Origin of the sequence: Phycicoccus duodecadis, assembly GCF_002846495.1 — a bacterium.
In the GTDB taxonomy this organism is placed as follows: Bacteria; Actinomycetota; Actinomycetes; order Actinomycetales; family Dermatophilaceae; genus Phycicoccus; species Phycicoccus duodecadis.
The window spans coordinates 795,801-814,835 of record NZ_PJNE01000001.1 but is presented as its reverse complement, the minus strand read 5'-3'; the positions used below and the strand labels follow the sequence as shown (position 1 = coordinate 814,835).

The 19,035-nt window shown below is 73.4% G+C and carries 15 protein-coding genes; all 15 read left to right on the top strand.

Features of this window, described 5'->3' with window-relative positions:
• Positions 1–120 precede the first annotated feature (120 nt).
• The 15 genes from serA (at position 121) to cimA (ending at position 18,970) form a co-directional block, all read left to right on the top strand.
• Positions 121–1,707, top strand: a complete 1,587-nt coding sequence (gene serA / locus ATL31_RS03695) for a phosphoglycerate dehydrogenase (protein WP_101394584.1) — start codon at positions 121–123, stop codon at positions 1,705–1,707.
• A gap of 394 nt (positions 1,708–2,101) precedes the next feature.
• Entirely contained in the window at positions 2,102–2,197 is a 96-nt protein-coding gene (locus ATL31_RS03690; RefSeq protein ID WP_101394583.1) for a 3-isopropylmalate dehydrogenase, read from the top strand.
• 79 nt (positions 2,198–2,276) lie between these two features.
• The gene (locus ATL31_RS03685; protein WP_101394582.1) at positions 2,277–3,347 is read left to right on the top strand and encodes a 3-isopropylmalate dehydrogenase; all 1,071 of its coding nucleotides are present in this window, start codon (positions 2,277–2,279) and stop codon (positions 3,345–3,347) included.
• 185 nt (positions 3,348–3,532) lie between these two features.
• Positions 3,533–4,627: a branched-chain amino acid aminotransferase gene (locus ATL31_RS03680; protein ID WP_101394581.1), complete on the top strand. Its 1,095-nt coding sequence runs from the start codon at positions 3,533–3,535 to the stop codon at positions 4,625–4,627.
• Positions 4,628–4,795: 168 nt separating this feature from the next.
• Positions 4,796–5,290, top strand: coding sequence for a hypothetical protein (locus ATL31_RS03675; protein WP_101394580.1), 495 nt, complete (start codon positions 4,796–4,798; stop codon positions 5,288–5,290).
• Between the two features lie 184 nt (positions 5,291–5,474).
• Complete coding sequence (locus ATL31_RS03670) at positions 5,475–7,157, top strand: amino acid permease (RefSeq protein ID WP_101394579.1); 1,683 nt, start codon at positions 5,475–5,477, stop codon at positions 7,155–7,157.
• Positions 7,158–7,192: 35 nt separating this feature from the next.
• Complete coding sequence (locus tag ATL31_RS03665) at positions 7,193–8,101, top strand: phosphotransferase (protein WP_483878486.1); 909 nt, start codon at positions 7,193–7,195, stop codon at positions 8,099–8,101.
• Positions 8,098–10,590 (top strand): GcvT family protein, encoded by a 2,493-nt coding sequence (locus ATL31_RS03660; RefSeq protein ID WP_101394578.1) that lies wholly within the window; start codon positions 8,098–8,100, stop codon positions 10,588–10,590. Before ATL31_RS03665 ends, ATL31_RS03660 begins: the two co-directional genes overlap by 4 nt.
• A 79-nt stretch (positions 10,591–10,669) precedes the next feature.
• Positions 10,670–11,395, top strand: a complete 726-nt coding sequence (locus ATL31_RS03655; protein WP_101394577.1) for a FadR/GntR family transcriptional regulator — start codon at positions 10,670–10,672, stop codon at positions 11,393–11,395.
• A 14-nt stretch (positions 11,396–11,409) separates the two neighbouring features.
• The gene (locus ATL31_RS03650) at positions 11,410–12,795 is read left to right on the top strand and encodes a glutamine synthetase family protein (RefSeq protein ID WP_101394576.1); all 1,386 of its coding nucleotides are present in this window, start codon (positions 11,410–11,412) and stop codon (positions 12,793–12,795) included.
• 10 nt (positions 12,796–12,805) lie between these two features.
• Positions 12,806–14,191 carry an aldehyde dehydrogenase family protein gene (locus ATL31_RS03645; protein WP_101394575.1) on the top strand — a complete coding sequence of 462 codons (1,386 nt, stop codon included), beginning with the start codon at positions 12,806–12,808 and terminating at the stop codon, positions 14,189–14,191.
• Positions 14,192–14,272: 81 nt separating this feature from the next.
• On the top strand, positions 14,273–15,040 hold the full coding sequence (locus tag ATL31_RS03640; RefSeq protein WP_101394574.1) for a 3-oxoacyl-ACP reductase: 768 nt from the start codon (positions 14,273–14,275) through the stop codon (positions 15,038–15,040).
• A 20-nt stretch (positions 15,041–15,060) separates the two neighbouring features.
• A complete protein-coding gene (locus ATL31_RS03635) occupies positions 15,061–15,849 on the top strand; it encodes a gamma-glutamyl-gamma-aminobutyrate hydrolase family protein (RefSeq protein WP_101394573.1) in 789 nt (262 codons plus the stop codon).
• A 10-nt stretch (positions 15,850–15,859) separates the two neighbouring features.
• A complete protein-coding gene (locus ATL31_RS03630) occupies positions 15,860–16,993 on the top strand; it encodes an MBL fold metallo-hydrolase (RefSeq protein WP_245861867.1) in 1,134 nt (377 codons plus the stop codon).
• A 384-nt stretch (positions 16,994–17,377) separates the two neighbouring features.
• Entirely contained in the window at positions 17,378–18,970 is a 1,593-nt protein-coding gene (gene cimA, locus ATL31_RS03625; RefSeq protein ID WP_101394572.1) for a citramalate synthase, read from the top strand.
• Positions 18,971–19,035: the final 65 nt, after the last annotated feature.

Below are 19,035 nucleotides of genomic sequence, written 5' to 3'. Positions count from 1 at the left end.
TGGGCGCGGGCGTCCACATGCTGGCAGGCCCCTACCATGGGAACCCCGGCACAGCGGCGTGCCACCCGGCTCGCGGCCGCCTGCGCGGCCCTCCCTTTCGCACGGAAGTAGGGACGATTCGTGACCAAGCCCGTCGTACTCATCGCCGAGGAGCTCTCACCCGCGACCGTCGACGCCCTCGGGCCCGACTTCGAGGTCCGTCACACCGACGGCGCCGACCGCTCCCAGCTCCTGCCGGCCCTCGACGGCGTGGACGCCGTCCTGATCCGCTCCGCCACGCAGATGGACGCCGAGGCGATCGCCGCCGCCAAGAGCCTGAAGGTCATCGCCCGCGCCGGGGTGGGGCTCGACAACGTCGACGTCGACGCCGCCACCAAGGCCGGCGTCATGGTCGTGAACGCCCCGACCTCCAACATCACCTCCGCCGCCGAGCTCGCCATCGGCCTGCTGCTGGCCTGCGCCCGCAACATCGCGCCCGCCAACGAGGTGCTCAAGGGCGGCAAGTGGGCCCGCAGCAAGTACGGCGGCGTCGAGCTGCTCGAGAAGAAGGTCGGCATCGTCGGCTTCGGCCGCATCGGCCAGCTCGTGGCCGAGCGGCTCAAGGGCTTCGGCGTCGAGATCCTCGCGTACGACCCCTACGTCTCGGTCCAGCGCGCCGGCCAGCTCGGTGCCCGCCTCGTCACCCTCGACGAGCTGCTGGCCGAGAGCGACTTCATCACCATCCACCTGCCGAAGACGCCCGAGACGATGGGCCTCATCGGCAAGGAGGCCCTGACCAAGGTCAAGCCCACCGTGCGCATCATCAACGCCGCCCGCGGGGGCGTCCTCGACGAGGAGGCCCTGGCCGCCGCCATCGCCGAGGGGCGCGTCGCCGGCGCCGGCCTCGACGTGTACGCCAAGGAGCCGTGCACCGACAGCCCGCTCTTCGCGTTCGAGTCGGTCGTCGTGACCCCGCACCTGGGCGCGTCCACCGAGGAGGCCCAGGAGAAGGCCGGGGTCGCGGTCGCCAGGTCGGTGCGCCTGGCGCTCGGCGGCGACCTCGTCCCCGACGCCGTCAACGTCTCCGGCGGCGCGGTGGCCGAGGAGGTGCGCCCCGGCATCGACCTGGTCGAGAAGCTGGGTCGCGTCTTCACCGCCATCGCCGGCTCGGTGCCGGTCCAGCTCGACATCGAGGTACGGGGCGAGATCACTGCGCACGACGTCTCGGTGTGGGAGCTCGCGGCCCTCAAGGGCGTCTTCACCGACGTCACCGAGGACCCGGTGACCTACGTCAACGCGCCGCTGCTGGCCAAGGAGCGCGGCTGCGAGTCGCGTCTGGTCACCGACGCCACGAGCGACGAGTACCGCAACGTCACCACGCTGCGCGGCACCCTGGCCGACGGCACCGTGGTGTCGGTCGCCGGCACCCTCACGGGGCCGAAGATGGTCCAGAAGGTCATCGGGGTCAACGGCTTCGACCTCGAGGTCCCGATGAGTCGGCACATGGCGTTCTTCTCCTACGTCGACCGCCCGGGCGTCATCGGCGCGCTCGGCCGCCTCCTCGGCGACGCCGACGTCAACATCGCCTCGATGCAGGTGTCGCGCCAGGACGAGGGGGGCACCGCGCTCGTCGCGCTCACCGTCGACAGCGCCATCCCGGACGACGTCGTCAGCGCCATCGGCGCCGAGATCGGCGCCGACACGGTCAAGGTCGTCGCGCTCGGCTGAGCACCGCCACCGTCCCGCACGGCGGGCCGCCCCTCGCGGGTGGCCCGCCGTCGGCGTGTCCGGCGTTCGAGCGGGGAGGCTCGCGTGCGGATCGGGTGGCCTACGGCCTCCGCGGCGACGGATCCAGTCGTGTAGACCCCTCTGTGACGCCCATCACGACGTCCACGGGGTCCATATGATGGATGCCGTTCGTCGGTACGAGAACGTCCTACTACCGTCGAAGGATGACGCGGCGGGTACTCCTCATTCCCGGCCGCGGCGGGGTCAGGTAGCCGGCATCCCCGTCGCGGAGAGCCCCGCGACCCCGCCGGCTCCTCGCGGGTGCCACCCACCGGCTCGAGGAACGAACCCCACCACCGACAGACGCGGCCCGGCCGCGGGATGCGAGACCACCATGAACGAGAACACCACCTACGACGAGGCCGCCCGCGCGCGTCAGGCGCTGCAGGAGTCACTGGACCTGCGCGACCAGGGCCACTCCGACGACTGAGCCGCCCGGCGACACGGGTGAGGGTCCGGACTCCGGACGGTCGGTCCCGGGGAGCGAGACGCGACCTACCCTGGTCCGCATGCCCAGCGCCGCCCCGACGCCCGTGACCTCCCTCGACATCGCCGTCATCGGCGGCGACGGCATCGGCCCGGAGGTCGTGGCGGAGGGGCTGAAGATCCTCGAGGCCGTCACCGGCCCCGCGGGGCCGAAGGTCACCACCACCGAGTACGACCTCGGCGCCCGCCGCTGGCACGCCACCGGTGAGACGCTGCCGGCGTCGGTGCTCGACGAGGTCAAGGCCCACGACGCCATCCTGCTCGGCGCGATCGGCGACCCCACCGTGCCGAGCGGCGTCCTGGAGCGCGGCGTCCTGCTGCCGCTGCGCTTCGCGCTCGAGCACTACGTGAACCTGCGGCCGGCCAAGCTCTACCCGGGCGTCGAGAGCCCGCTGGCCGTCGAGCGGGTGGCGCCGGACGGCATCGACTTCGTGGTCGTGCGCGAGGGGACCGAGGGGCCGTACGTCGGCAACGGCGGGTCGCTGCGCACGGGCACCCCGCACGAGATCGCCACCGAGGTCAGCGTCAACACCCGCTTCGGGGTCGAGCGGGTGGTCCGTGACGCCTTCGCCCGCGCCCAGGCGCGCCCCCGCCGGCACCTCACGCTGGTGCACAAGCACAACGTCCTGACCCACGCCGGCCACCTCTGGCGGCGCACGGTCGAGGAGGTCGGCGCCGAGTTCCTGGACGTCGAGACCGCCTACCAGCACGTCGACGCCGCGACCATCTTCCTGGCCACCGACCCGGGTCGCTTCGACGTCGTCGTGACCGACAACCTGTTCGGCGACATCATCACCGACATCGCCGCGGCCATCGCCGGGGGCATCGGGCTCGCGGCCAGCGGCAACATCAACCCCGAGCGCCGCTTCCCGAGCATGTTCGAGCCGGTGCACGGCTCAGCGCCGGACATCGCGGGGCAGGGCGTGGCCGACCCCACGGCGACCGTCCTGTCGGTCTCGATGCTGCTCGCCCACCTCGGGCTCGTCGACGAGGCCGAGCGGGTCGAGCGGGCGGTGGCCGCCGACCTCGCCGAGCGGGGGAGCGCGCCGCGCAGCACGACCGCCGTCGGCGACGCCATCGCCGCGCGCCTCTGACCCACCCGCGCCCCACCCCCGCCCCCACCCCCGCCTGAACTTTTTCGCCCGATGGGGGAACCTTCGCCCTCGCCACGGAACCGTTGCGGTGCGAGCCTGAACCTTCCCGCAGGGGGCGAGAACGTGAAGGACCGGTAGCCTGCGGGGGAGCGCCGCCGCTCCCCGAGGAAAGGACCGTCATCCCCATGAGCCTCAGCTTCACCCTCGAGCGTCGACCCGACCCGGCCGGCGAGCAGCGGCGCGCCGAGATCCTCGCCGACCCCGGCTTCGGGGTGCACTTCACCGACCACATGGCCTCCGCCACCTGGACCCGCGGCGAGGACTGGCACGACGGCCGCATCCACCCCTACGGCCCGATCACGATCATGCCGAGCGCCGCGGTGCTGCACTACGCGCAGGAGATCTTCGAGGGCCTGAAGGCCTACCGGCACGAGGACGGCAGCGTCTGGTCCTTCCGCCCCGAGGCCAACGCCGAGCGGATGCAGCGCAGCGCGCGCCGCCTGGCCCTGCCCGAGCTGCCCACCGACGACTTCCTCGCCTCGCTCAAGGCCCTCGTGGAGGTCGACCAGGCCTGGGTCCCGGCCTACGGCACCGGCGAGACCAGCCTCTACCTGCGCCCCTTCATGTACGCCTCCGAGGCCTTCCTCGGCGTGCGCCCCGCCGCGGAGGTCACCTACTCGGTCATCGCCTCACCCGCGGGCGCGTACTTCTCGGGCGGCCTCAAGCCGGTCACGCTGTGGATCTCGCAGCACTTCGCCCGCGCCGGCGCCGGGGGCACCGGCGCCGCCAAGACCGGCGGCAACTACGCGTCGTCACTCGCGGGCCAGCTCGAGGGCATCGAGCACGGCTGCGACCAGGCGGTCTTCCTCGACTCGGCCACCCAGACCTACATCGAGGAGCTGGGCGGGATGAACCTGTTCCTCGTCACCGACGACCACCGGCTCGTCACGCCGGAGCTCACCGGCACCATCCTCGAAGGCGTCACCCGTAGCTCCATCCTCGAGCTCGCCAAGGACCTCGGCCTCGAACCGGAGGAGCGCCGCGTCCCCATCGAGGAGTGGCAGGAGGGCGTGCGCGACGGCAGCATCCGCGAGATCTTCGCGTGCGGCACCGCGGCCGTGGTCACCCCCGTCGGCGAGCTGCGCTGGGAGGGCGGGTCGGCCCCGTCCACCGCCGGCGACGAAGGCGGCGAGGTCACCCGCGCCATCCGCACCGCGCTGCTGGACGTGCAGTACGGGCGCGCCGAGGACACCCACGGCTGGCTCACCCGCCTGGCCTGACCCCCTCGGCCAGGGGGCGCTCGGACGCCTCGGCCGGATGCCGTCGCGGGGCCACCGCGGCGGCCGCACCCGCCGTGACCTCGGGTTTCGGTCCGTCACGCGGGCCCTGTGGGCGGATGCCGGGGACTAGGTTGCTCGGCACCGCCGTCCCCTGCGTCAGGAGCCCTCATGACCGGCATGACCCTCGCCATCATCATCGTCGTCGTCCTCGTCCTCGTGGCCGTCGCCGCCGTCCTCATGCGCCGAGGGGGCGCTCGCAAGGTCGAGGCCGAGCGCGCCCACGCCCAGGAGATCCGTGAGGACGCCGCCCAGCACGACCGCGAGCTGCGCCAGCGCGAGGCCGACGCCGCCCGCGCCCGGGCCGAGTCCGACCTGGCCCAGGCCGACGCCCGCCAGCGCCAGCTCGACGCCGAGCGCCTCGAGCAGGAGGCCGACGAGCGGGCGGCGTCCGCCGACGAGATCCGCAGCGAGCGCGAGGCGCGGCTGCGCGAGGCCGACCGGCACGACCCGGACGTGCCCACCGACGACGACGGCCACCGGCTCGACCCCGAGACCGGCGAGCGGCTGGACCGCGCCGACGGCCCCGACCGCGCCGACCGCACCGACGTCCCCGACGAGGCCCGCACCGACCTCGGTGACGAGCGGCGCGACCCCACCGTCTGACCGACCTCCCCGACGAGGCCCCGACCACCCCCGGGCGGTCGGGGCCTCGTCGGCGTGCGACCGAGGATGCCGCCCCAATGGTGCGCGGACGAACCATTGACAGCCGGTCGGCGGCGGGTGTTGTCTGTGCACCACGTCAGCCGCCCTGGGCCTTCGGTCCACTTCCGCACATCAAGAGGTGCATGTGAGCGCGTCCCCATCGACCAGCCCCAAGTCCGACGAGGAGCTCCTCGCCGAGCTGGGCTACAAGCAGGAGCTCAGCCGCACGTGGTCGAGCTTCTCCAACTTCGCGATCTCGTTCTCGATCATCTCGATCCTCGCCGGCTGCTTCACCACCTTCGGCCAGGCCTGGAACAACGGCGGCCCGATCGCCATCTCCATCGGCTGGCCCATCGTGTCGGTCTTCATCCTCATCATCGGCCTGTGCATGAGCGAGCTGGTGTCGGCCTACCCGACCTCCGGTGGCATCTACTGGTGGGCCAGCAAGCTCGGCGGCGTCAAGGCCGGCTACTACACCGGCTGGCTCAACCTCATCGGGCTGCTCGCGATCGACGCGTCCGTGGCCTACGGCGCCGCGACGTTCTTCGACCTGTCCTTCAGCACGATGAGCGAGTCGTGGGCCGCGGGCTACAGCCTCAGCCGCGTCTTCGTGATGTTCCTCGTCGTGCTGGTCGTCACGGCGCTGATCAACATCTTCGGCGGCCACCTGCTCGCCCTGCTCAACAACATCTCGGTGTGGTGGCACGTCATCGGAGCGGCCGTCATCATCCTGATCCTGGTCTTCCTGCCCGACAAGCACATGAGCGTCGCCGACGTCTTCACCATGCGGGTCAACAACAGTGGCGGCCTGGCCGGCGGCGAGGACAGCGGCATCGGCTTCTGGTTCTACGTGCTGCCGCTCGGCTTCCTGCTCACCCAGTACACGATCACCGGCTTCGACGCCTCGGCCCACCTCTCCGAGGAGACCCACGGTGCCGCCGACGGTGCGGCCAAGGGCATCTGGCGCTCGATCCTGTACTCCGCGATCGGCGGCTGGTTCCTCCTGCTGGCCTTCCTGTTCGCGGTCCAGGACCCGAAGGCCGTCACGGCCGGCGGCGGCGGGGTGGCGGTCATCTTCAACCAGGCGCTGTCGTCGGGCTGGGCGGGCACCGTGCTGCTCATCGCGAGCATCGCCCAGGTGTTCTGCACCGCCGCGTGCATGACGTCGACGAGCCGGATGCTGTTCGCCTTCAGCCGTGACGGGGCCGTCCCCGGCTCGTCGCGCTGGGCCCGCCTGAACGCGCGCAAGGTCCCGGCCAACGCCGTCATCGTCTCGTCGGTCATCGCCGCGATCATCACCCTCCCGGCCCTGGTCGAGGTCAACCTCGGCACCGCGGACGCCCCGCTCATCGTGCCGGTCGCCTTCTACGCGGTGGTGTCGGTGGGTGTCATCGGCCTCTACACGGCCTTCGCCATCCCCATCTACCTGCGCTGGCGCCAGGGCGACGCCTTCCCGCAGGGGCGGTGGAACCTCGGGCGCAAGTGGCGGTGGATGGCCCCGGTGGCGGTCGCGGAGATCGCGACCATCTCGGTCTACTTCATCCTGCCCTTCACCCCGGCGGCCAACCCCTTCCACGAGACCTTCGAGTGGAAGTTCGTCAACTACGCGCCGATCCTCATGGGTGGCACCCTGCTCGCGCTGTGGATCGGGTGGCACCTGTCCGCGAAGAAGTGGTTCACCGGGCCCAAGGTCACCCTCGACCTCCCGGACGGGGTGTCCAGCGCCGACGAGATCGCGCTGGAGCACCACGGCGGCAGCGCGCACGGCGGGACGGCCCACGACGGGGTGGCCCACGACGGGTCGGCCGAACCGGGGCCGAAGCACTGACCCCGCCCCGCGAGCCCGCGGGTGAGGGCCCGACCATCGAGCTGGCCCTCACCCGCGTCCCCGCGCTCGCGGCCCATGCCCACCGGCCGCGCCGGGTCACCGAGCTCGAGGGTGGGCTGACCAACCGCATCCTGCGGGTCTGCTTCGACGGCGGCCCCGACGTCGTGGTGCGCCTCTCCGACCCGGCGACCGCGCTGCTCGCGGTCGACCGGGAGTGCGAGGTCGCCAACTCGCGCCGGGCCGCGGCCGTCGGGGTCGCCCCGGAGGTGCTCGGACACCTGCCCGGAGAGGGAGTGCTGGTGGTGGAGTACATCCCCTCGCGCACCCTCACCGACGCCGCCGTCGCGGCCGAGCTCGACCGCGTGGCCGACGCGGTGCGGGCCCTGCACGGTGCCGCGCCGTTCGAGGGGGCCTTCGACGTGTTCGACCTCCAGCGCCGCTACCTGGCGCTGGCCCGCGAGCACGGACTCGCGCCGCCCGCCGGGTACGACGACCTGGCCGCCACCGCGGGCCGCGTCGAGGCCGCCCTGGCCGCCCACCGGTCGGCCCCGGTGCCCTGCCACAACGACCTGCTCGCGGCCAACCTCCTCGACGACGGCGAACGCGTCCGCATCATCGACTTCGAGTACTCCGGGATGGGGGAGGCCGCCTTCGAGCTCGGCAACCTGGCCCAGGAGGCGGGCCTCGGCGACGACGCCCTGGCCGCCCTGGTCCACGCCTACGAGCCCGACGGCGCCCGGGCCGAGGTGCTCCTGGACCGGGCGCGCCTCTTCGTCGGCGCGGCCGCCCACACGTGGACGCTGTGGGGCGTCATCCAGGCCGGCACCAGCACGCTCGGCTTCGACTTCGCGGGCTGGGCCGCCGACAAGCTCGACCGCGCCGCCGAGCGCTTCGCCGACCCCGGCCTGGAGCACCTCCTGGACCGCGTGGGGGCGACGCGATGACCGCGCTGCCCAGCCGGGCCCGCGTCGTCGTGGTCGGCGGCGGCGTCATCGGTGCTTCCATCGCCTACCACCTGGCCCACCTCGGGGTCACCGACGTTCTGGTGCTCGAGCAGGGCACCCTCTCGTGCGGCACGACGTGGCACGCCGCGGGGCTGGTGGGCCAGCTGCGGGCCAGCGAGGCCGGGACCCGGCTCGTGCGGTACTCGACCGAGCTGTACGCCCGGCTCGAGGCCGAGACCGGGCTCGCCACCGGCTACCGGGTCTGCGGCGGCCTCACCCTGGCGCGCACCCCCGAGCGGATGGTGCAGCTGCGGCGCACCGCCGCCAGCGCCTCGGCCTACGACCTCGAATGCGAGCTGCTCACGCCCGAGCAGGCGGGCGAGCGCTACCCGCTCATCCGCACCGACGACCTCGTCGGAGCGATCTGGCTGCCGGGCGACGGGCGGGCCGACCCGGCCGACCTGACCCAGGCCCTGGCCAAGGGGGCCCGCACGCTCGGGGTGCGTATCGAGGAGCGGGTGCGGGTCACGGGGGTCACCACGGTCGAGGGCCGCTACCGTCCGCGCGTCACCGGCGTGCGCACCGACCACGGCGACGTGGAGTGCGAGTTGCTGGTCGACGCCGCCGGGCAGTGGGCGCCCCTGGTGGGAGCGATGGCCGGGGTGAACGTGCCGCTGCACTCGGCCGAGCACTTCTACGTCGTGACCGACCAGGTGCCGGGGGTGCACCGCGACCTGCCGGTGCTGCGCGACCCCGACGGCTGGACCTACGTCAAGGAGGAGGTCGGTGGCCTGCTGGTGGGCGGGTTCGAACCCGAGGCCAAGCCGTGGGTCGCGCCCGAGGACATCCCGCGCCCCTTCGAGTTCCAGCTGCTCGACGAGGACTGGGAGCACTTCGAGATCCTGATGGACAGCGCCGTGCACCGGCTGCCGGTGCTGGCCGAGACCGGTATCCGCAAGTTCTACAACGGCCCCGAGTCCTTCACCCCCGACAACCAGTTCCTGCTCGGCCCGGCGCCCGAGTGCGAGGGGTTCTACGTCGCGGCCGGGTTCAACTCCGTGGGCATCGCCTCGGCCGGCGGCGCGGGGCGCGCCCTGGCCGAGTGGGTCGTCGAGGGCGAGCCGACCATGGACCTGGTGGCGGTCGACGTCCGCCGCTTCCCGGCCAGCGCCGGGAACCGCGCGTGGCTGCGATCGCGGGTGGCCGAGGTGCTGGGGCTGCACTACGCGGTGCCGTGGCCGGGGCGCGAACCCGTCTCGGGGCGGCCGCAGCGGTGCTCGCCGGTCTACGAGCGCACCCTGGCGCAGGGGGCCGTGATGGGTACCCGCAACGGCTGGGAGCGGCCGCTGGTCTTCGCGCCGTCCGGGGTCGAGCCACGCCTGGACCACCGGTGGGAGCGGCCCGCGTGGGTCGACTGGTGCGACGCCGAGCAGCGCGCCACCCGCTCGGCGGTCGGCGTCTTCGACCAGACCTCGTTCAGCAAGTACCTCGTCACCGGCCCGGACGCGCTCGCGACCCTGCGGTGGGTGTGCGCCGGCGATGTCGACGTCCCCGTCGGGCGGGCGGTCTACACCCCGATGCTCGACGCCGCGGGCGGCTACCAGGCCGACGTCACGGTGACCCGGACCGGGCCGCGCGAGTTCCTGGTGGTCTCGAGCGCCGCCACCACCGAGCGCGACCTCGACTGGATCCGGCGGCACGCGGTCGGCGACCCGGCCGTCGTCGACGTGACCAGCGCGTACGCCGTCCTGGGCGTGATGGGCCCGCGCTCGCGCGAGCTCCTCGGCCGGCTGACGGCGGCACCCCTGGACGACGCCGCCCAGCCGTTCGGCACCTCGCGCCTGCTCGATATCGGGCGGGCGCGGGTGCGCGCCACCCGGATCACCTACGTGGGCGAGCTGGGCTACGAGCTGTACGTGCCCACCGATCAGGCGGCTCTGCTCTACGACGACCTGTTCGCGGCCGGCGCCGACCTGGGGGTGGCCCCGGCCGGCTACTCGGCCATCGAGGGGATGCGCCTCGAGAAGGGCTATAGGGCCTTCGCGCGGGAGCTGACCCCCGAGACCACCCCGGTCGAGGCGGGCCTGACCTTCGCGTGCGCCCTGCGCGAGCCGGGCGACTTCCTCGGGCGGGCCGCGGTCGAGGCCCGGCGGGCGGCCGGTCCGGCGCGACGGGTCGTCTCGTTCGTGGCGGACGACCCGCAGGCCCACCTCTGGGGCGGCGAGGTGGTCCTGCGCGACGGCGCCCCGGTGGGGCAGGTGACCAGCGCCGCGTTCGGCGCGACCGTGGGCGCCTCGGTCGGGCTCGCCCTGGTCGGCCCCCGCGGCACCGATGCCGGCGCCGCGGGGGCCGCCGGAGCCGGGGGAGCGAGCGCCGACTGGTGCCGTGCCGGCCGGTGGCAGGTCGACCTCGCGGGGACCCTCGTGCCGGTCCGGGTGTCGCTGCGGCCGCCCTTCGACCCCGACGGTGTCAGGATCGGGCGGACGTGACAGACTGCGACGTAATGGTCCAAGTCCGGACCAAAGAGCCACGGGCCACCGACCCGTCCGCGCCGGGAGGAGGACGCCGATGACCACCGCCGAGGGCGCCACCGACCTCCCGCACGCCATCCTGCGACACACCGTGGGCAACCCCTTCGAGACGACGGTCGAGCAGCTCGCCACCGCCATCCGGCTCGGGGTGTTCGTCGACGGCGACCAGCTGCCGCCCGAGCGCGAGCTGGCCGAGCGGATGGGCGTCGCGCGCAACACCCTGCGCGACGCCATCGCGGCCCTGCGCGACGCCGGGCTGGTCACCACCCGCCGCGGCCGCGGCGGGGGAACCGTCGTCACCTACGCGGCGCCCACCCCCGGCAGCGGCGCCCCGGCGGTGCGCCGGGGCGCCACCCTCCTCGACGCGCTCGACTTCCGCCGGGTCGTCGAGCCCGGCGCCGCCTGGCTCGCCGCCTCCCGCGGCCTGTCGGGCGACCAGCGGGCCTGGCTGGTCGCGTCGCTGCGCGAGACCACCGAGGCCGACGACCCCGGCGGCCACCGCCTGGCCGACTCGCGCCTGCACCTGGCGATCGCCACCCTGTCGGGCTCGCCGATGCTCATCGAGGCCGTGACCCGCGCGCAGGCGGCGCTCGGTGAGCTGCTGTCGGCCATCCCCGTGCTGCGCACCAACATCCAGCACTCCCACGACCAGCACCGGGCGGTCGTGGATGCCATCCTGGCGGGGGCCGCCGACGAGGCCCGTACCGCCATGGAAGAGCACTGCGACGCCACGTCCGCGCTCCTGCGCGGTCTCATCGGATGACCAGGAGGAGCACCATGCCGAGCTCGATACACCGCGGTGGACCGCCCCAGCTGACCCTCGAGCAGCTGCGCGCCGACATCGCCGACGGCACCGTCGACACCGTCGTCGTGGGCTTCACGGACATGCAGGGGCGGCTCCAGGGCAAGCGCCTGCACGGGGCCTTCTTCCTCGAGCACGTCCTGGAGGGCGGCACCGAAGGGTGCAACTACCTGCTGGCCGTCGACGTCGACATGAACACCGTCGACGGCTACGCCATCTCGTCGTGGGAGCGCGGCTACGGCGACATGTTCTTCGCCATGGACCTCGACACGCTGCGCCGCACCCCGGGCCACCCCACCTCGGTCACCGTCCAGAGCGACCTCACCTGGCTCGACGGCTCGGGCGAAGTGCTGCAGTCCCCGCGCACCGTGCTCAAGCGCCAGATCGCCGCGGCCGCGGACCAGGGCTGGAACGCCTTCGCCGGCACCGAGCTGGAGTTCATCCTGTTCGAGGACTCCTACGACCAGGCCTGGGACCGCCGCTACCACGGGCTCACCGGCGCCAACCGCTACAACGTCGACTACTCGATCCTCGGCGGTGGAAAGGTCGAGCCGGTGCTGCGCGACATCCGCAACGAGATGTACCGGGCCGGGATGACGGTCGAGTCGGCCAAGGGCGAGTGCAACTTCGGCCAGCACGAGGTCGGGTTCCTCTTCGACGACGTCCTGCGCACCTGCGACAACCACGTCATCTACAAGACCGGCGCCAAGGAGATCGCGGCCCGGCACGGGCAGTCGCTGACCTTCATGGCGAAGTTCGATGCCCGCGAGGGCAACTCGTGCCACATCCACCTGTCGCTGCGGGGGGCCGACGGCGAGGTCGTCTTCGCCGATGACGAGCGCGACGGTGGGCGTTCGGAGCTGTTCGACCACTTCCTGGCCGGGCTGCTCGCCACGATGCGCGAGCTCACCTACTTCTACGCGCCGAACATCAACTCCTACAAGCGGTTCGCCGACGGCTCGTTCGCCCCGACCGCCGTCGCGTGGGGCACCGACAACCGCACCTGCGCGCTGCGGGTCGTCGGCCACGGCGCCGGGCTGCGGGTCGAGAACCGCGTTCCCGGCGGCGACGTGAACCCCTACCTCGCGGTCGCGGCCATGCTGGCCGGCGGGCTGCACGGCATCCGCGAGAAGCTGGCGCTGCCCCCGATCTGTGAGGGCAACGCCTACCAGGGTGACTACGAGCACGTCCCCTCCACCCTGGCCCAGGCCCGCGAGCTCCTCGCCACCAGCGAGGTCGCGCGGGCCGCGTTCGGCGACGAGGTCGTCGACCACTACGTCAACGCCGCCGATGTCGAGATCAGGGCCTTCAACGCCGCGGTCACCGACTGGGAGCGCGTCCGAGGCTTCGAGAGGCTGTGAGCACGAACCGATGAGCACCACCACGCACGACGTCATCGACCCCTCCACCGAGGAGGTCGTCACCACCGTCGACCTCGCGGGGCTCGACGAGACCGACGCGGCCGTCGCCCGTGCGGTCGAGGTCGGCCCCGCCTGGCGAGCCGTCAGCCCCGCCGACCGCGGGATGCTGCTGCGCCGGTTCGCCGACGTCCTGGAGGAGCACGCCGAGGAGCTCGCGGCCCTCGAGGTGCGCAACTCCGGGCACACCATCGGCAACGCCCGGTGGGAGGCCTCGAACATCGTCGCGGTGCTGCGGTACTACTCCGCGGCGCCCGAGCGGCTGTTCGGCCGGCAGATCCCGGTGGCGGGCGGCATCGACGTCACCTTCAAGGAGCCGCTGGGCGTCGTCGGCGTCATCGTGCCCTGGAACTTCCCGATGCCGATCATGGGCTGGGGGATGGCGCCGGCGCTGGCCGCGGGCAACACCGTGGTGCTCAAGCCCGCCGAGCTGACCCCGCTCACGGCACTGCGCATCGGGCAGCTCGCGCTCGAGGCCGGTGTGCCCGAGGGCGTCCTCACCGTGCTGCCCGGCGCGGGCCGGGTCGTCGGCGAGCGGTTCGTCACCCATCCCGACGTGCGCAAGATCTGCTTCACCGGCTCCACGGCCGTGGGGCAGGGCATCATGCGCGGCGCCGCCGAGGACCTGAAGCGGGTCACCCTCGAGCTCGGCGGGAAGTCGGCCAACATCGTCTTCGCCGACGCCGACCTCGACAAGGCGGCGGCCGCGGCTCCGATGAGCTTCCTCGACAACGCCGGGCAGGACTGCTGCGCCCGCACCCGCATCCTGGTGCAGCGCAGTGTCTACGACGCGTTCATGGAGCGCTTCGAGGTGGCCCTGCGCGGGGTCGTCGTCGGGGACCCGCGCGACGAGGCCACCGACATGGGCCCCCTCGTCAGCAGCCGCCAGCGCGAGACGGTGCGCGGCTACGTCGACGGCACCGACGGCCACGACCCGGTCGACGTCGCGTTCCGCGGCACCGCGCCCGAGGGCGCCGGCTGGTGGTACCCGCCCACGGTGGTGCTCCCCGCGAGCACCGACGACCGGGTGTGGCGCGAGGAGGTCTTCGGGCCCGTCGTGGCCGTGCTGCCGTTCGACGACGAGGCCGACGCCGTGGCCAAGGCCAACGACACCGCCTACGGTCTCTCGGGCTCGATCTGGACCCGCGACGTCGGGCGCGCGCTGCGGGTGGCCCGCGCGGTGGAGGCCGGCAACCTCTCGGTCAACAGCCACAGCTCGGTGCGCTACTCGACCCCGTTCGGCGGCTTCAAGGCCAGTGGCCTCGGTCGCGAGCTCGGCCCCGACGCGCTCGACTCGTTCACCGAGGTCAAGAACGTCTTCATCTCCACCGAGGACTGAGCCGGCCGGCGCCCCGGCGCGACCCGGGCGGTCCCACCCCCATCCCCACAGCAGGACCCACCAACACCCCAAGGAGACACAGTGGCAGGCAGACTCGCGGAGAAGGTCGCCGTCGTCACCGGCGGATGCTCGGGCATCGGGCTGGCGACCGTCCGGCGGTTCGCCGAGGAGGGCGCGACCGTCGTCGTCGCCGACCTGGCCGACGAGGCCGGCGAGGCGCTGGCGGCCGAGATCGGTGGCACCTACGTGCACTGCGACGTCTCGTCCAAGGACGACGTCGACGCCCTCTTCGCCACCGCGCTCGAACGGCACGGTCGCGTCGACATCGCGTTCAACAACGCCGGCATCAGCCCGCCCGAGGACGACTCCATCCTCGACACCGACCTCGACGCGTGGCGCCGGGTGCAGGAGATCAACCTGACCTCGGTCTACCTGTGCTGCAAGGCCGTCATCCCGATCATGCTGGAGCAGGGCGGCGGCTCGATCATCAACACCGCCAGCTTCGTGGCCGTGATGGGCGCCGCGACCTCGCAGATCAGCTACTCGGCCTCCAAGGGCGGGGTGCTCTCGATGACCCGCGAGCTCGGCGTGCAGTTCGCCCGGCAGGGCATCCGCGTCAACGCACTCTGCCCGGGCCCGGTCAACACCCCGCTGCTCAAGGAGCTGTTCGCCAGCGACCCCGAGCGCGCCGCCCGCCGGCTCGTGCACGTGCCGATGGGCCGCTTCGCCGAGCCCGAGGAGATGGCCAGCGCGGTGCTGTTCCTCGCGTCCGACGACTCGAGCTTCATGACCGCCTCGACCTTCCTGGTCGACGGCGGCATCTCGGGTGCCTACGTCACCCCGCTGTGACGGTAGGGGGTGAGCGCGTCGTGAGCGGCTCCCGCCCGGTGGTGGGCATCTCGTGCTACGTCGAGGACGTCGACCGCACGCCCTGGGTGGCCCAGCGCAGCGCGGTGCTGCCGTACCGGTACGTCCAGCAGGTCGAGGCGGCGGGCGGCATCGCGGTCGTGCTGCCGCCGCGACCCGACGTCGACGACGCGATGGCGGCCGAGGTGCTGTCGCGGGTCGACGCCCTCGTGGTGGCCGGCGGCGCCGACGTGCAGGCGGGCCTGTACGGCGAGCCGGCGCATCCCAGCTCGCAGCAGGCCCGGCCGGACCGCGACGCCTGGGAGAGCGCCCTGGTGCGCGCGGCCGAGGCCGCCGACCTGCCGGTGCTCGGGATCTGCCGCGGGATGCAGGTGATGGCCGTGGCCGCCGGCGGGCGCCTCGAGCAGCACCTGCCCGACCGGGTGGGTCACGAGGCGCACAGCCCCCGGCCGGGGGTCTACACCTCGCACCACGTGGCACCTGTCGCGGGCACCCTTCTGGCGTCGGTGGTCGGGGACGACGTCCTCGACGTGCCGACCTACCACCACCAGGCGGTGCTGCCGGCCACGGTCGAGGGCACCGGCTGGGTGCCCGCGGCCTGGCACGAGGACGGCACGCTCGAGGCGATGGAGTGCCCCGAGGCCCGCTTCCGGGTGGCCGTCCAGTGGCACGCCGAGGAGGCGGAGGGGGCGGCGTTGTTCGAGGCCCTGGTGGCCGCCGCACGCGACGGGGCCCCGGCCGGGGTCCTCCGACACGCGGTCGCCGGGGACGGGTCGACGGCCCGGGGGTGACAATGGGTCGGTGAGCAGGATCAGCGCGATCAGCAGGGTGGCCGTGGCCGCCGGGGCCGCGAGCGCCCTCGGGGCCCTCGCCGCAGCGGGCCGCGGGGTGGGGGCCTCGATGGGAGCCCGTCCCGACGGGGTGCGGCTCGAGCGGATGCGGCGCTCGCCGCAGTACCGGGCCGGGGCCTTCCACAACCGCCGCCGCGGCACGACGTCGATGCCCGCGAGCCAGCGCGACGTGCTCGAGCGCTACCGGCAGAACGCCGAGACCCGCAAGCCCGCCGGCCCCATCCCCGTGGTCAGCGCGCACCGCGAGCCGGCGACCAGCGGGCTGCACGTCACCTGGTTCGGCCACGCCAGCGCGCTGGTCGAGCTCGACGGCATCCGGCTGCTGCTCGACCCGGTGTGGAGCGAGCGCTGCTCACCCAGCCAGCACGTCGGCCCACGGCGGCTGCACGCCACGCCGGTGCCGCTCGAGCGGCTGGGCCGGGTGGATGCCGTGGTCATCAGCCACGACCACTACGACCACCTCGACATGGCCACCATCCAGTGGCTCGCCGCGCACACGGACGCCGTGTTCGTGGTGCCGCTCGGGGTCGGGGCCCACCTCGACGTGTGGGGCGTCCCCGGAGCGCGCGTGGTCGAGTGCGACTGGGGCGAGGGCCACGACGTCGGCCCGGTGCGGGTCACCGCGGTCGAGTCGCAGCACTTCTCGGGGCGAGGGCTACGGCGCGACGGCACGCTCTGGTCGTCGTGGGTGTTCGCCGCGCCGGGCGGGAAGGTCTTCTTCAGCGGTGACACCGGCTACTTCGACGGCTACGCGGGCATCGGGGCCGAGCACGGGCCGTTCGACGTGTCGCTGATGGCCGTCGGTGCCTACGACCCGACCTGGCGCGACATCCACCTCGACCCCGAGGAGGCGGTGCGCGCCACCGCCGAGCTCGGCGGCGGCCTGCTGCTCCCCATCCACTGGTGCACCTTCGTGCTCGCCCCGCACCCGTGGGCCGAGCCCGTCGAGCGGCTGCTGGTGGCCGCGGCGTCGGCCGGGGTGCCCGTCGTGGTGCCGCGCGTCGGCGACCGCGTCGACGTCGCCGACCCGCCCGGGCTCGACCCGTGGTGGGAGAGTGCCGCCGCCCCGGTCGCTCGAGCCTGAGCGTCCGTCCCGAGCGCCGCCGCGTCGGCCCCTCCCGGGTCCACGGCCGCCACCATGTGGACGCCCGGTGGCTCCCGCCCGGCGACCGTGGGACGCTCCCCGCGTGACGTTCCGTGACGCGGCCACCGCCGCGATCATCATCGTGTAGCGCGACGAGACCTCCTCGTCGCGCAGACCTCCCGCACCCGGGGGGTCTTTTTGTTGGGACGGGCGTCACCCGGGAGGGCGGCGACCGGCCCGGCGGAGCGGGTCGCCCGCCCACCCTCGTGGGCGGCCCGGGCCGGCGCTGGACGATGATGGGCACGCAGCAGCACGCGTCGACGCCCCGGCCCACCCGGGCCGGGGCCGGACGCCGGGAGACCGGCCCGAGCACGGTGAGAGACGATGACCGACCTGCACGTGTACGACACGACCCTGCGCGACGGGGCGCAACAGGAGGGGCTCAACCTCTCCGTGGCCGACAAGCTGGCCATCGCGTCCCACCTCGACGAGCTGGGGGTCGGGTACATCGAGGGCGGCTGGCCGGGCGCCAACCCCAAGGACACCGAGTTCTTCGCCCGCGCCGCCCGTGACCTGCGGCTGCGGCACGCCACCCTCGCGGCCTTCGGTGCGACCCGGCGGGCCGGGGGCCGCGCCGACACCGACCCGCTGGTGCGGGCACTGCTCGACAGCCAGGCGCCGGTCGTCACGCTGGTCGCGAAGTCGCACACCGGGCACGTCGAGCGGGCGCTGCGCACCACGCTCGAGGAGAACCTCGCGATGATCCGCGACACCGTCTCGTTCCTCGCGGGGGAGGGGCGGCGGGTGTTCCTCGACGCCGAGCACTTCTTCGACGGCTACCGCACCGACCGGGCCTACGCCCTGGAGGCGGTGCGGGTGGCGGTCGAGGCCGGCGCCGAGGTGGTCGCGCTCTGCGACACCAACGGCGGCCTGCTGCCGAACCAGGTCGGCGAGATCGTCGACGACGTCGTGCGCACCACCGGCGCCCGGGTCGGTATCCACTGCCACAACGACACCGGGTGCGCGGTGGCCAACTCGATGGCCGCCGTCGACGCGGGGGCCACCCACGTCCAGGGCACCATCAACGGCTACGGCGAGCGCACCGGCAACGCCGACCTGCTCACGGTCGTGGCCAACCTCCAGCTCAAGCAGGGCCGCGAGCTCCTCGAGCCGCACCGGCTCCAGGACGCCACCCGCATCGCGCACGCCATCGCCGAGGTCACCAACGTGCCCGCGTACTCGCGCCAGCCCTACGTGGGCTCCAGTGCCTTCGCCCACAAGGCCGGGCTGCACGCGAGCGCCATCAAGGTCGACCCCGACCTCTACCAGCACCTGGACCCCGCGTTCGTGGGCAACGACATGCGGATGCTGGTGTCCGACATGGCCGGTCGCGCGTCCATCGAGCTCAAGGCGCGCGAGCTGGGCTTCGACCTCGACGCCTCCGATGCCGACGACGCCGCCACGCTGCGCAGGGTGCTGGCCACCGTCAAGGAGAAGGAGCTGCGCGGCTACACCTTCGACGCGGCCGACGCGAGCTTCGAGCTGCTGCTGCGCCGCGAGGTCGACGGCGCCCTCCCGGCGTTCTTCGACGTCGAGTCGTGGCGGGTCATCACCGATGCGCGCGGCACCGAGGACGCCCTGTCGGAGGCCACCGTCAAGGTCCGCGCGGCGGGTGCGCGGGCCGTCGAGACCGGTGAGGGGAACGGCCCGGTCAACGCCCTCGACCACGCCCTGCGCGCGGCCCTGGGGTCGACCTACCCCGAGATCCGCCACCTCGAGCTCATCGACTACCGGGTGCGCATCCTCGACGCCGCCCATGGCACCGACGCCGTCACCCGGGTGTTGATCGAGACCTCCGACGGCACCACGTCATGGACCACGATCGGCGTGGCGGCCAACATCCTCGAGGCCAGCTGGGACGCCCTCGTCGAGTCGGTGACGTACGGGCTGGTCCGGGCCGGGGTCAGCCCGCGCTGAGACACCGCGTGGGAAACGCGCCCGCCTGGCGACCTCGACGTGGTCGGAGGCCGCCGGGCGGGCGT

Bases quoted from the DNA above. Each gene is read 5' to 3' on its own strand.
- ATL31_RS03690 (WP_101394583.1), top strand. From the start codon at position 2,102: ATGAACGAGAACACCACCTACGACGAGGCCGCCCGCGCGCGTCAGGCG.
- ATL31_RS03685 (WP_101394582.1), top strand. From the start codon at position 2,277: ATGCCCAGCGCCGCCCCGACGCCCGTGACCTCCCTCGACATCGCCGTC.
- ATL31_RS03680 (WP_101394581.1), top strand. From the start codon at position 3,533: ATGAGCCTCAGCTTCACCCTCGAGCGTCGACCCGACCCGGCCGGCGAG.
- ATL31_RS03675 (WP_101394580.1), top strand. From the start codon at position 4,796: ATGACCGGCATGACCCTCGCCATCATCATCGTCGTCGTCCTCGTCCTC.
- ATL31_RS03660 (WP_101394578.1), top strand. From the start codon at position 8,098: ATGACCGCGCTGCCCAGCCGGGCCCGCGTCGTCGTGGTCGGCGGCGGC.
- ATL31_RS03655 (WP_101394577.1), top strand. From the start codon at position 10,670: ATGACCACCGCCGAGGGCGCCACCGACCTCCCGCACGCCATCCTGCGA.
- ATL31_RS03650 (WP_101394576.1), top strand. From the start codon at position 11,410: ATGCCGAGCTCGATACACCGCGGTGGACCGCCCCAGCTGACCCTCGAG.
- ATL31_RS03645 (WP_101394575.1), top strand. From the start codon at position 12,806: ATGAGCACCACCACGCACGACGTCATCGACCCCTCCACCGAGGAGGTC.
- cimA (WP_101394572.1), top strand. From the start codon at position 17,378: ATGACCGACCTGCACGTGTACGACACGACCCTGCGCGACGGGGCGCAA.